The following is a 13478-nucleotide window of genomic DNA, read 5'->3' on the forward strand; positions in this document are numbered from 1 at the left end:
CAAAGGGACCGGCAATAGCGGAGAATAGAAATGCAGGCCGTCACGCTGGAGAACGATGTCATAAGGCGTTTTGCCTCCGGGCACATGTTTCCCATGGCGAAACTGGTGCTCGAAACGGCGTTTCAGCCGATTGTCGAGGCGACGACAGGCACGATCTTCGGTTATGAATCGTTGATGCGCGGCCATGACCGGCTTGGTTTTTCCAATCCGCTGGCGCTTCTCGACCAGGCTGCCGCGGATGGCGAGCTGAAGGCCTTCGAGCAGATGCTGGCGAGCCGGGCGCTGGCGAAATTCTCCACCCTGCCCGATTTTTCTTCCGCCACCCTGTTCCTCAATCTCGATGTGCGGCTGATCCCGCATGGCGACGCCATTCTCGACAAGCTCGTCGGCCACTTGGCGCGGGCGGGCATTCCCGCCTCCTCCATCTGCTTTGAGCTTTCCGAGCGTTTCGACAATACCAGCGTGCCGGAATTCACGGCGCTGATCGCCCGCATGCGCAAGGAAGGCTTCAAGCTGGCCATCGACGATTTCGGCGCCGGCCATGGCGAGATGAAACTGCTCTGCGACTTCCCGCTGGATTACCTGAAGATCGACCGGCATTTCATCACCGGCGTCGACCAATTGCCGCGCAAGCAGCACCTTGTGCGCAACATCGTCAACATCGCCCATGTTCTTGGCGTCAGGGTCATTGCGGAAGGCATCGAAACCGAAGCGGAATTTCTGACCTGCCGCGAATTCGGCGTCGATCTGGTGCAGGGCTGGCTGATCGCGAGGCCCACGGTCTTCACCAGCGAACTGCCGGAGAGCTTTCCCCACATCAACCGCATCGGCGTGGCGCGGCGCAGCAGCCAGACGCTGGATGAGATTCTCATCCGCCGCGAAATAGAGCGTCTTCCCACCGTCTTCGAGCATGACAGCGTCGACAGCGTCTTCGAACTGTTCCGCAGAAATCCGCAGCAGGCGTTTTTCCCGGTTCTCAACGCCAATGGCGAGCCGCGCGGCGTCATCAACGAGTATCACCTCAAGGAATATATCTACCGGCCCTTCGGCCGCGACCTGCTCAAGAACAAGATTTACGAGCGCACCATTTCCCATTTCGTCGATCCCGCGCCGATTGTCGGCCTCGATGCCGATGCCGACCAATTGATGAACATGTTCGCCAGCATGGGCGGCAGCGCCTGCATCATCCTCACCGAAAACATGCGTTACGCCGGCATTGTTTCCGCCGCTTCGCTCATCAAGGTCATCAACGAAAAACAGCTGAAGATGGCGCAGGACCAGAACCCGCTGACGGCGCTGCCCGGCAACCGGGCGATTGGCGGCTTCATTGCCGACCGTTGCAGCGACGGCGACGAGGCGCGCTTCTTCTGCTATTGCGACTTCGATAATTTCAAACCCTTCAACGACAAATACGGCTTCAACGCCGGCGACCACGCCATCACCCTGTTTTCGGCGCTGATGCGTCGTTACTTTTTTGCCGGCGATTGTTTCCTCGGCCATATCGGCGGCGACGATTTCTTCATCGGCGTGCGCGACTGGACGGTGGAGGAACTGACGGAAATCCTCGAGCGGCTGCTCAGCGATTTTCACGACGACGTCGCCGAACTCTACTCGGACGAGGACCGCGCCGCCGGCTGCATGAAAGGCCAGGACCGCCACGGCAATGAGCGGGACTTCGCGCTGCTGCGCTGCTCCATCGGCGTTCTGACTTTGCCGAAGGGGTTGATCATCGCCAATCCCGAGCGGATCGGCAGCGAGATCGCAGGCGTGAAGGCGGCTGCGAAGGAAAACGAAGGCGGTCTCGTGGTGCGGGTGTTCGGCGAGACAAATTGACACTCGTGACAAACGGCCTCCTTCCCTAAGCGGTGCATCTGACCTACATCTTCAGGCGACGCCGACACGCGAGGAGTTGCCCCTGGCCATGCCCGACACCAAGACCCTGCCCGAAACAATGCGCTTCATCGACCTTCCCTCCCATGGCGGTCCGGAGGTGATGCGGCTTTCGCAAGCGCCTTTGCCGAAGCCCGCAAAAGGCGAGGTTCTGGTGAAGGTCGAGGCGGCGGGCGTCAACCGGCCGGATGTGGCGCAGCGGCAGGGCATCTATCCGCCGCCGAAGGATGCAAGCCCGATCCTCGGCCTTGAAATCGCCGGCGAGGTGGTTGCGCTGGGTGAAGGCGTTACCGAATTCAAGGTGGGCGACAAGGTCTGCGCGCTCGCCAATGGCGGCGGTTATGCGCAATATTGCACCGTGCCGGCCGGGCAGGCCCTGCCCTTCCCCAAGGGTTACGACGCCGTCAAAGCGGCCGCATTGCCGGAAACCTTCTTCACCGTCTGGGCCAACCTCTTCCAGATGGCAGGCCTCACCGAGGGGGAAAGCGTGCTCATCCACGGCGGCACCAGCGGCATCGGCACGACGGCGATCCAGCTCGCGCGGGCTTTCGGCGCGGAAGTCTATGCGACGGCGGGCTCAGCGGAAAAATGCGAGGCCTGCGTGAAGCTCGGCGCCAGACGGGCGATCAACTACCGCGAGGAGGATTTCGCCGCCGTCATCAAGGCTGAAACCGACGGCAAGGGCGTCGATGTCATTCTCGACATGATCGGTGCGGCCTATTTCGAAAAGAATCTTGCCGCACTTGCCAAGGACGGCTGCCTGTCCATCATCGCCTTTCTCGGCGGCGCGGTCGCCGAAAAGGTCAACCTCACCCCCATCATGGTCAAACGCCTCACCGTCACCGGCTCCACCATGCGCCCCCGCACGGCCGACGAAAAACGCGCCATCCGCGACGACCTTGTCGCAGAGGTCTGGCCGCTCATCGAAAGCGGTCAGCTGGCACCTGTCATCAACCGGGTCTTTACGCTGGATGAGGTCGTGGAAGCGCACCGGCTGATGGAAAGCAGCAATCATATCGGCAAGATCGTGATGCGGGTATCGTGACACTCTGAGCGGGATCGTTGTTTTCATTGACAACACACTAAAGTGTTGTCAAAAATAACAACATGAAGGCCATTCTGCTCGAAAAGACGCGCAAAGTGATCGACGAGACGGCCTTCTTCGAGGTTGTCCTGTGGCATCTGCCTGAGCCTGTTCCCGGAAGTCTCCACCCGTTCAAATATCGGCTGGCGCTGGTGATCAAAGGGGAATGTGTTCTGCGTTATGACAATGAGCGTGGTAAAGGCGATCATCGTCATATGGACGGGCGTGAAGACACCATCGCCTTCACCACGCTCGAAGCCCTGTTCGATGCCTTTCAGGCGGATATGGAAAGGATTTTGTCATGACCGCACTCACCGTCCGTCTCAGCACGATCAAGGATATCAAGAGCCGCTTTGTTGCCGCCGGTAATCTGGCCATGTCCGGAAAGCCGGTGGAGGCGAAACCATCCGTCGAATTTTCCAGCTATGAGGACCTGCACCGCATTCTCGCGCCGCTTCGCCTTGCCATCGTCAAGGCTCTGGCCGGACAGGGGCCGCTTTCTATCCGGGAGGTTGCCCGTCGGGTTGGACGGGACGTACAAGCCGTTCATCGCGATGTGACGTCGCTCCTCCATGCGGGCGTTATCGACCGGAACGAGGCCGGCATCGAGTTTCCCTATGACAGCATCCACTTCGAATTCGACGTGAAGGCCGCAGACGCGGCATAGGTGCCGGGCGTCCCCTGGAAGTAATCCCTCTTGCATTACTGACGAATCGTACTACCTTCTAGTTATGTTCAACGTATCGGAAGGAGGTGATCCAATGTCTAGTGAGATTTCGGTCTCTGGTGCAGGCAATGGAAAGGGTGTGTTTTCGACGGGGCAGCCCTCGTTGTAAACCTCTTGCCTTCGGAACGTTGAGAAACAGTCCCGGGTCTGTAAACAGGACCAAACTCATGGAAGGGTCGCTTCGGCGGCCCTTTTCCGTTTTTGCGTATTGCTTCGACGATTGGGGAAATCTGTGCCTCGAGTGCCGGTGCGGCTCTCCCACGATGAGAAGAACTCCTTTCAGCCCAAGGACTTGGGCTGGCTGGATACCGGCCCGAGGCCGGTATGACGGAGTACCAAAGCGCGTCGCATGAAGCAGATCACAGTACACCACAGTTGAAAACCATCGACGGTGCTGGGTGTCGTTACCCCCCTCTGTCCTGCCGGACATCTCCCCCTCAAGGGGGGAGATCGGCAAGAGGCTTTCTCGCCACTTCATTCTCGACCGTCGAGAGGTGCAAGACCTCGCCACGGAACGATCTCCCCCCTTGAGGGGGAGATGTCCGGCAGGACAGAGGGGGGTAACGACACCCAGCACACTCGATGATTTTCAACTGTGGTGAACTGTGGAATCAGATTAAACGTGACGCGCGTTAAAGAGCGACAAATCATCGACCGTCAACTGCGGTCACCTCTCCCTTATTTCTTCCCGAACACCTTCCACCGCGTCGGGCGGAATCGTAGCTCCGCGCCCACGGCCACGGCGGCATTGAGCGGCACTTCGATTTCGAGGTGATAGGGTTCATGGCCGTTATTGGCGATGTCGATTTCGGCGATGCGGGTGCCCGCGAGGCGGCGACAGGTGGTGACCTTGCCGTAAAGCGCGTCCTTCTCTTGCGTCAGCACCACATCTTCCGGGCGGAAGAAAAGCTCGCCCTCGCCCGTGCTGTTCTCGTCGATGCCGATGCTTTCGCCCTGGAACAGCACGTGGCCGTCGCGGATCGTCACCGGCAGGCTGGAGGATTCGCCGATGAAGGAGAAAACGAAGGGGGAGTTGGGCGTGTCGTAGACATCGTCCGCCGTGCCGACCTGTTCGATCTTGCCCTGGCTCATGACGACGACGCGGTCGGCCAGTTCCAGCGCCTCTTCCTGATCGTGGGTGACGAAGACGGTGGTGTGGCCGGTCCGGTCGTGGAATTCGCGCAGCCAGCGGCGCAGCTCCTTGCGCACCTTGGCGTCGAGCGCGCCGAAAGGTTCATCGAGGAGCAGCACCTTCGGCTCGATGGCGACGGCGCGGGCGAGCGCCACGCGCTGGCGCTGGCCGCCGGAAAGCTGCGAGGGGTAACGCTTCTCAAGACCGGAGAGATGCACCATGTCGAGAAGTTCGGAGACCCGCCTGCGGATTTCGGCCTTCGGCGGACGCTTGGCAGAGGGCCGGACCTTGAGGCCGAAAGCGATATTGTCGGCCACCGTCATATGGCGGAACAGGGCGTAATGCTGAAACACGAAGCCGACATTGCGCTCCTGCACCGTGCGGTGCGAGGCGTCCTCGTTGCCGAAGAAAATCTGGCCGGTTGTCGGCTGCTCGAGACCGGCGATGAGACGCAGCAGCGTCGTCTTGCCGGAACCGGAAGGACCGAGCAGCGCGATCAGCTCGCCGGAACGAATGTCGAGCGACACATCGTTCAGCGCCGGAAAGCGGTCGAACTGCTTGGTGATGCCGGAAACTTTCACTTCCATGAAGATGCCTTTCAATGCTTGCCGGCTGCGTTGCCCGCGCCAAAGCGTATTTCGAGAATGGTTTTGAGAATGAGCGTCACGAGCGCCAAACCGGCGAGCAGCGTCGCCACCGCAAAGGCCGCGCCCATATTGTACTCATTATAGAGTATCTCGACATGCAGCGGCATGGTGTTGGTCTCGCCGCGAATATGGCCCGAGACCACCGAGACGGCGCCGAACTCGCCCATGGCGCGGGCGTTGCAGAGCAGCACCCCGTAAAGCAGGCCCCATTTGATATTCGGCAACGTGACATACCAGAAGGTCTGCCAGCCGGAAGCACCGAGCGAAATCGCCGCCTCCTCGTCGCCATTGCCCTGATCCTGCATCAGCGGGATCAGTTCGCGCGCGACGAAGGGAAAGGTGACGAAGATGGTGGCGAGCACGATGCCCGGCACGGCGAAGAGTATCTCGATGCCGTAGCTCTTCAGCCATGGCCCCAGAACGCTGTGGGATGAGAACAGGATGACATAGACGAGGCCCGATATGACCGGTGAGATCGAAAACGGCAGGTCGATGAGCGTGATCAGGAAGGCCTTGCCCTTGAACTCGAATTTCGCAATTGCCCAGGCGGCCATCACCCCGAAGACCAGATTAAGCGGCACCGAAATGGCGGCGACGAGCAGCGTCAGGCGGATGGCGGAGAGTGCATCCGGCTCGACAATCGCCTCCCAGAAGCTTTCCGCACCCTTGCGGAAGGCTTCGAAGAAGACCGAGACCAGCGGCAGAACCAGAAAAGCAGCGAGGAAGACGAAGGCAATCGCGGTCAACGCCAGCCGGGCGGGAAAGCTCTCGCTGGCGGGATCACGGAACGGCCGGGGGGACGTGCGGGAAGCGGTCTCAGACATAACCGTACCTTTTGCGGCTCCAGGCCTGAATGAGATTGATGAGGAACAGCATGGCGAACGAGATGATCAGCATGATGGTGGCGATGCCGGTCGCGGCCGCATAATTGAACTCCTCCAGCCGGATGACGATGAGAAGCGGCGCGATTTCCGAGACGTAAGGAATATTGCCGGCGATGAAGATGACCGAACCATATTCCCCGACACCGCGTGCGAAGGCGAGTGCGAAACCCGTGAGGATGGCGGGTGTCAGGCTCGGCAGCAGAACGCGGGTGATGGTCTGGAAACGGTTGGCGCCAAGCGTCGCCGCCACCTCCTCCACCTGCCGGTCGATTTCTTCCATGACCGGCTGCACGGTGCGCACCACGAATGGCAGGCCGATGAAGATCAGCGCGATGACGATGCCGGTCGGCGTAAAGGCGATCTTGATGCTGAAGGGTTCGAACAGCGATCCGACCCAGCCGCGATTGGCATAAAGCGTGGTCAGCGCGATACCGGCGACCGCCGTTGGCAGGGCAAAAGGCAGATCGACGATGGCATCGACGAAGCGGCGACCGGGAAAACGGTAACGCGTCAGCACCCAGGCGACGATGACACCGAAGACCGCGTTGACCAGCGCGGCAAGAAATGCCGTTCCGAAACTGACACGCAGCGCATTCAGCGTGCGGCTATCCGTGGCAATCGCAATGAAATCTGAAAAACCCAGTTTCGCCGTGGACCAGACAAGGCCGCCCAGCGGAATAAGAATGATGAGAAACAGATAGGTTACTGTGTAACCAAGCGTCAGGCCGAAGCCCGGTATGACGCTCGACTGCCGCCATTTCCACCTGTTTCCGGAAGTATTGTTGCTCATCAAGGCTCCGGATAATCTTTAGTTTTGCGCATTTCCGGACAGGAAACCGGGGTCCGCTTTTCCTGGAAATGCTCTCTGGGAGCCGGTGTTCCCCGGCGTTTATTATAAAGTATCGACCGGCACGGTGTCCGGTCGATCAGGCTTTTTCTCTGTTGTCTCAGCGAACGGGCGATTTTCAGCCTATCATCCGCTTACTTTGCGGGCTTGTAAATCTGGTCGAAGATGCCGCCGTCACCAAAATGTTCAGGCTGCGCCTTGGCCCAACCGCCAAACTGCGGGTCGTCAATGGTGACGAGCTTGATGTCGGGCAGCTGCTTGAGCAGATCCTTGGAGACGACAGCCGGGTTCGACGGGCGGTAGAAGTGCTTCGCCGCAATGTTCTGGCCCTCGTCGGAATAGAGATATTGCAGATAGGCTTCCGCCGCCTTGCGGGTGCCCTTGGCGTCGACATTGGCGTCAACCACGGCGACCGGCGGTTCGGCAAGGATCGAGATCGGCGGCACGACGATATCGAAGGCGTCAGCGCCGAATTCCTGGCCGGCGAGATAGGCTTCGTTTTCCCAGGCCAGCAGCACGTCGCCGATCTGGCGCTGGGCGAAGGTCACCGTGGAGCCGCGAGCGCCGGTGTCGAGAACCGGGGCGCGCTTGTAGAGCTCGCCGACATAGGCCTTGATCTTGTCCTGATCGCCCTTGAACTCTTCGTTGGCCCAGGCCCAGGCCGCCAGATAGTTCCAGCGGGCGCCGCCCGATGTTTTCGGGTTCGGCGTCACGATCTGCACGTCGCCCTTCACCAGATCGCCCCAATTATGGATGCCCTTCGGGTTACCCTTGCGCACCAGGAAGACGATGGTGGAGGTGTAAGGCGAAGAATTATGCGGCAGGCGGGTGCGCCAGTCCTTGTTGATCTTGCCGGAATTCTGGACGATGGCGTCGATATCGCTCTGCAGCGCCAGCGTCACGACGTCCGCCTCCAGACCGTCGATGACCGAACGCGCCTGCTTGCCGGAGCCGCCATGCGACTGCTGGATCGTGACGTCCTCACCGGTGTCAGCCTTCCACTTCTTGGCGAAGGCTTCGTTGAAGTCCTTGTAGAGTTCACGAGTCGGATCGTAGGACACGTTGAGCAGCTTGGTCTGCGCGGCGGCCGAGCCAGCGCCGCCAAGTGCCAGTGAGAGGCTAAGCGCAACAACGCTCAAACCGGACAGAAGCTTGGACATCGGTATTCCCTCCTGATTGCGATGGCTTAACTCTACCGGTTGAGTAGAGTTGGTCAATGAGGCCGAATACGATCGAAAAAGTGTTTCCCGAGAGCGTTTTCCCGGGCAACAAATACAGCGCAGCATAAGCGAAAGGCGCAACAAGCGTCGTGTAAAACTTTGCTGAATGCAAAACCGTTTCACATTTTTGACGATTTTTTGCGCTGGCGGCGAAAAATATTATGGGGTTTTAGACGATTTTTTCGTCAGGCCGTCAAAAGCTCGGGCACTTCGACACCGGCTACGGCATCGGCGATGGTGGTGTTGAAAAGGATGTTGCGGGTGGCATCGGCCACGCGGGCAAAGACGTGGCGAATCTCGCACTGCTTCTCGCCGTCGCAATCCTCGCAGCGGCGATAGGCGGTCTGCGACAGGCAGGGCAAGGGAGCAAGCGGCCCGTCGATGAGGCGCAGCACCTCGCCGAAGGTGATATCCGCAGCCGGGCGCGCCAAGAGATAACCGCCCTGCTTGCCACGCCGGCTTTCGACCAGGCGTTCCTTCTTCATTTCGAGAAGGATCTGCTCCAGAAACTTTTTCGGAATGGCCTGTTCGCGGGCGATGTCGGAAATCTGCACAGGACAGGCCCCGTCGGCCTTGGCCAGCGAAAGGAGCGCCCTCAGCGCATATTTTGCCTTCTGCGAAATCATCGTAAAACCAGTAGACCACAAGCCCGGAAACCCGGCAATTCCGGCTTAGCGCAGAAGTTGTCACAATTCAAATCCAAGCTGCGAAGAAGGTGAACGGGTATCTTTTGCTCATACCCTGCGCGCGTGAGGCATTTTTGCTCTCAAGTGCAGCGCACAAAGACTGTCATTTCTGTTCGCGGATAAGGATTTCAACAATAATCGGCCATGGAAATCCCGGACGTGACAATGACGATCAATTCAGCAAATGCCTCTGCCGATGCCGCTTCCCTCGACGCCACGCTTGCCGGGCTCGATCTGGCGGGTCGGCTTTCGTTTATCGCCGGCCTCGGCGGGCGGGCGGTCTTCACCACCAGCCTCGGCATCGAGGATCAGGTCATTACGGCCGCCATCGGCACGCATCGCCTGCCGATCGACGTCGTGACGCTCGAAACCGGCCGGCTGTTCAAGGAAACCGTCGATCTCATCGATGAAACCGAAGAGCGTTTCGGTATCGAAATCCGCCGCTTCCGCCCGGAGCAGGACGATATCGACGCCTATGCCGAAAAATACGGTCTCAATGGCTTTTACGAGAGTGTCGAAGCCCGTCACGCCTGCTGTCATGTCAGAAAGCTCATCCCGCTCGGCAAGGCGCTGGAAGGCGCTGCCTTCTGGATCACCGGCCTCCGACGCGGCCAGTCGGGCAATCGCGCCACGACGCCTTTCGCCGAGTTCGATGCGGAGCGCAATCTCATCAAGATCAATCCCCTGGCTGACTGGGATATCGACCTCATCCGGGCGCATGTCGCCCAGGAGAACATTCCCGTCAATCCGTTGCACCAGCGCGGTTACCCCTCCATCGGCTGCGAGCCGTGTACGCGCGCCATCAAGCCCGGCGAGCCTGAGCGCGCCGGACGATGGTGGTGGGAAAACGACGAGAAGCGCGAATGCGGTCTTCACGTCGCCGGTGCGGAGCAGACATCCGCCGTTTCCGCCATCCCGCAACGATAATCATTCAGTACATTCCCGGAGTTCACAATGTCCAACGCAGTCCACGAGACGGACAGCAAGAATACTGTCGCATCCAAGCCGCCGCTCGATCCCCATCTGAAGGCGCTTGAAAACGAAGCCATTCACATCTTCCGCGAAGTCGCCGCCGAATTCGACAAGCCCGTGATGCTCTATTCCATCGGCAAGGATTCGTCCGTGCTGCTGCATCTCGCGCGCAAGGCGTTTTTCCCCGGCCGCATTCCCTTCCCGCTGCTGCACGTCAATACCGGCTGGAAGTTCAAGGAAATGATCGAATTCCGCGACAATATCGTCAAGGAATACGATCTCGACCTGATTTCCTACACCAACCCGCGCGGTGCGAGCGAAAACGTAACGCCCTTCACCCACGGTTCGGCGCTTTACACCGACATCATGAAGACCGAAGCGCTGCGCCAGGCGCTCGATGCCGGCCAGTTCGATGCGGCCTTCGGCGGCGCGCGTCGCGATGAGGAGGCGAGCCGCGCCAAGGAACGCATCTATTCCTTCCGCACGCCCGACCATAAATGGGACCCGCGCAACCAGCGCCCGGAACTGTGGAACATCTATAACGGCATGGTCCGCAAGGGCGAAAGCGTGCGCGCCTTCCCGCTCTCCAACTGGACCGAAGTGGATATCTGGCGTTACATCGAGGCGGAAAACATTCCGCTGGTGCCGCTCTATTACGCCGCCGAGCGCCCCTATGTCGAACGCGACGGCATGATGATCCTTGCCGAAGACGAGCGGCTGGAGCTGTTGCCCGGCGAAGAGATCAAGCATGGCTCGATCCGCTTCCGCACGCTCGGCTGCTTCCCGCTGACCGGCGCGATCCGTTCCGAGGCGGCGACGCTTCAGGAAGTCATCGCGGAACTCGAAATCGCCACCGTTTCCGAACGGCAGGGCCGCGCGATTGACCGCGACCAGTCCGGCTCGATGGAGAAGAAGAAGCGCGAGGGGTATTTCTGATGAGCACTGCCGCCGCCAACACCCCCTCCTCTTCCGCAACCATTCTGCCCTTTGCCGAGCATTCGAAGGCGGCGCGCGATACGCGCCCGCTGCGTCTCATCACCTGCGGCAGCGTCGATGACGGCAAGTCGACCCTGATCGGCCGTCTTCTCTGGGATACCAAGGCCGTCAAGGAAGACCAGGCCGCCACCCTGCACCGCGACAGCGGCAAGCAGAACGATCTTGGCCTGCCCGATTTCGCGCTGCTGCTCGACGGTCTTCAGGCCGAGCGCGAACAGGGCATCACCATCGATGTCGCCTATCGTTATTTCGCCACCGACCGTCGCGCCTTCATCGTGGCCGACACGCCCGGTCATGAGCAATATACCCGCAACATGGCGACCGGCGCTTCCACGGCCGATCTCGCCGTGCTGCTCGTCGATGCGCGCACCGGCATTCTGGAACAGACGCGCCGCCACGCCACCATTGCGACGCTGATGGGCATCCGGCAATTCGTGCTGGCCGTCAACAAGATCGACCTGACCAATTACGACAAGGCCGGTTTCGAACTGATCGCCCATGAGTTCCGCGATTTCGCCTCCAATCTCGGCATCAAGCAGATCACCGCTATTCCGATGTCGGCGCTGAAGGGTGAAAACGTCGTGCTGTCAGGCAAGGCCTCCATGCCGTGGTATGAAGGCCCGACGCTGGTGGAAACGCTGGAGCTTGCCACAGTGCGCTCCGCGCAATCCGGCGGCTTCCGTCTGCCGGTGCAGCGCGTCTCGCGTCCGGGTGAAAGCTTCCGTGGCTATCAGGGCACGGTTGCCGGCGGTTCGGTAAAGCCGGGCGACAGCGTCGTCGTCCTGCCTTCCGGCATGGTCGCGAACGTCAAGCAGATCGTCACCTTCGATCTGGTGCGCAACGCCGCCGTCGCGGGCGATGCGGTCACGCTCGTCCTCGACCGCCAGGTGGATGTGTCGCGCGGCGATATGATCGTCTCCATCGAGGCGCAGCCGCAGACCGGCCTTGCCTTCGACGCCCAGATCGTGGCGTTGCAGCCGGGCGGCATCGAGGCAGGCAAGCGCTACTGGCTGAAAAGCGGCAGCCGCCGCCAGCGCGTCAGCGTGCAGCCTGTCAGCCAGCTGAACCTGAAGGAAGGCGAATGGCAGGCGCATGAAACCTCGCTGCCGATGAACGCCATCGGCAAGGTGCGGCTTTCCTTCGACGAGACGGCGATCTTCGATCCCTATGAACAGAACCGCTCGACCGGTTCCTTCATCCTGATCGACCCCGACACCAACAACACGGTTGCGGGCGGCATGATCGCCGGCAAGCGCAGCGTCGGTGCGACGGAAGAAAAGGGCGACCGGGTCATTCTCTCGCTGCCCGCCGATCTTGCGGAAAAGCTGCTGGCCAGCGAGCTCCTCGCCAAACACCGCGACGAGATTGACATCCGCCGCACGGACGGCGCAACGGCCGCGCGGCTGATCGGCGATCTGGGCTGACACGCACCCGCTCGAACAAACAAAAGGCGACCGTCAAAGCGGTCGCCTTTTTCGTTTCAGAGCCCTTTCCGTGTCAGAGACTGCGGATGGCTTAAAACACGAACATATAAAGCAGAATGATCACGAAGATCGGAACGCCCATAGCCCACAATGCGATACCCTTCAGCATGCTATCCTCCATTGTTGTATGGTTGAATAACGGCTGAGGCGGCTTTCCGATCCATGCCGCTCTCCTGATTTTTACGGGTTGTTTCTCGGCGACATAAAAAGCTGTTTGTTCATTCGACGTTCATGCACGAAAGGCGAATTTGCATGCGGTCGCTCCGCCAAGCGGCCCAACAGAGGCTCGTTGTTTGAAAAAGCAGCGGGCCTCTTTTTTGATCGCGATAAGTTGATCGCGACGATGCCCCTGAAATTCAGGGCCCATGGCGGTGATGGATAACTTCTTGGATTGTGAAGAAGAATTGAGGCTTCTAAGACGATTCCTGTCGCGCGTCCCCTGAAACAGGCCGCGACATTGAGGCCTGGCGCTTGGCGGAGCGACGGGCCTCTTTTATTGGGATGCCGGGTGGCGACAACAAAAGCCCGCAGAAGCGTTGATGGTGACGATTCGCATTCGTGAGCGGATGCGGAAAGAAACACTCCCTCCCAAAGCGGATACCGGTTGAAGAACGGCAATTTGAACGCAGTTACTCGCATCTGCGCCCTGATTTTCAGACGCGAGCGGCGAATGCAGTCCAGCCTGAACAGGTTTTCGCAGATCCGGTTTCGGTGCGAGATTTCGATCTTGGAATTTTCGGGATGAGTTGCAAGCCGCTGTAACTATTGGGCTTCAAGCTGGTCGGAGTGAGAGGATTCGAACCTCCGACCCCCACGTCCCGAACGTGGTGCGCTACCAGACTGCGCTACACTCCGTGACCAGCGGCGCTTCTATAGACCAGCCTCCGGCATTCGACAAGCGGCTTATTG

12 protein-coding genes and 1 tRNA gene are annotated in these 13478 nt (G+C 59.9%); 7 read left to right on the top strand and 6 right to left on the bottom strand.

The window, feature by feature from the left end:
- The first annotated feature begins 30 nt into the window (after positions 1-30).
- The 4 genes from L901_RS04960 to L901_RS04975 all read left to right on the top strand — a co-directional run bounded on the left by L901_RS04960 (position 31) and on the right by L901_RS04975 (position 3641).
- A complete protein-coding gene (locus L901_RS04960) occupies positions 31-1833 on the top strand; it encodes a GGDEF domain-containing protein (protein ID WP_020812512.1) in 1803 nt (600 codons plus the stop codon).
- An 88-nt stretch (positions 1834-1921) separates the two neighbouring features.
- The gene (locus tag L901_RS04965) at positions 1922-2935 is read left to right on the top strand and encodes an NAD(P)H-quinone oxidoreductase (RefSeq protein WP_059754031.1); all 1014 of its coding nucleotides are present in this window, start codon (positions 1922-1924) and stop codon (positions 2933-2935) included.
- A gap of 62 nt (positions 2936-2997) precedes the next feature.
- Positions 2998-3279, top strand: coding sequence for a DUF6516 family protein (locus L901_RS04970; RefSeq protein WP_003520460.1), 282 nt, complete (start codon positions 2998-3000; stop codon positions 3277-3279).
- Positions 3276-3641: a helix-turn-helix domain-containing protein gene (locus L901_RS04975; RefSeq protein WP_020812514.1), complete on the top strand. Its 366-nt coding sequence runs from the start codon at positions 3276-3278 to the stop codon at positions 3639-3641. Before L901_RS04970 ends, L901_RS04975 begins: the two co-directional genes overlap by 4 nt.
- Positions 3642-4379: 738 nt before the next feature.
- Here the strand turns inward: L901_RS04975 and L901_RS04980 are convergent.
- The 5 genes from L901_RS04980 to L901_RS05000 all read right to left on the bottom strand — a co-directional run bounded on the left by L901_RS04980 (position 4380) and on the right by L901_RS05000 (position 9057).
- Positions 4380-5420, bottom strand: a complete 1041-nt coding sequence (locus L901_RS04980; RefSeq protein ID WP_059754133.1) for a sulfate/molybdate ABC transporter ATP-binding protein — start codon at positions 5418-5420, stop codon at positions 4380-4382.
- Between the two features lie 11 nt (positions 5421-5431).
- Positions 5432-6304, bottom strand: coding sequence for a sulfate ABC transporter permease subunit CysW (gene cysW / locus L901_RS04985; RefSeq protein ID WP_059754034.1), 873 nt, complete (start codon positions 6302-6304; stop codon positions 5432-5434).
- On the bottom strand, positions 6297-7154 hold the full coding sequence (gene cysT / locus L901_RS04990) for a sulfate ABC transporter permease subunit CysT (protein ID WP_059754049.1): 858 nt from the start codon (positions 7152-7154) through the stop codon (positions 6297-6299). Before cysT ends, cysW begins: the two co-directional genes overlap by 8 nt.
- Before the next feature lie 191 nt (positions 7155-7345).
- Positions 7346-8371, bottom strand: coding sequence for a sulfate ABC transporter substrate-binding protein (locus L901_RS04995; RefSeq protein ID WP_035262358.1), 1026 nt, complete (start codon positions 8369-8371; stop codon positions 7346-7348).
- 245 nt (positions 8372-8616) lie between these two features.
- Positions 8617-9057, bottom strand: coding sequence for an Rrf2 family transcriptional regulator (locus L901_RS05000; RefSeq protein ID WP_003520468.1), 441 nt, complete (start codon positions 9055-9057; stop codon positions 8617-8619).
- A 204-nt stretch (positions 9058-9261) separates the two neighbouring features.
- Here L901_RS05000 and L901_RS05005 point away from each other — a divergent pair, with 204 nt between their 5' ends.
- From L901_RS05005 to cysN, 3 genes are read left to right on the top strand one after another with little or no spacing between them, the layout of a single operon-like run.
- On the top strand, positions 9262-10044 hold the full coding sequence (locus L901_RS05005; protein WP_161987652.1) for a phosphoadenylyl-sulfate reductase: 783 nt from the start codon (positions 9262-9264) through the stop codon (positions 10042-10044).
- Positions 10045-10071: 27 nt separating this feature from the next.
- Positions 10072-11025: a sulfate adenylyltransferase subunit CysD gene (cysD, locus tag L901_RS05010; RefSeq protein ID WP_003520470.1), complete on the top strand. Its 954-nt coding sequence runs from the start codon at positions 10072-10074 to the stop codon at positions 11023-11025.
- Positions 11025-12509: a sulfate adenylyltransferase subunit CysN gene (gene cysN / locus L901_RS05015; protein WP_059754051.1), complete on the top strand. Its 1485-nt coding sequence runs from the start codon at positions 11025-11027 to the stop codon at positions 12507-12509. Before cysD ends, cysN begins: the two co-directional genes overlap by 1 nt.
- 838 nt (positions 12510-13347) lie before the next feature.
- Here the strand turns inward: cysN and L901_RS05025 are convergent.
- Positions 13348-13424, bottom strand: a tRNA-Pro gene (locus L901_RS05025).
- Between the last annotated feature and the right edge of the window lie 54 nt (positions 13425-13478).

This window comes from Agrobacterium sp. D14 (genome assembly GCF_001526505.1).
Lineage (GTDB): Bacteria > Pseudomonadota > Alphaproteobacteria > Rhizobiales > Rhizobiaceae > Agrobacterium > Agrobacterium leguminum.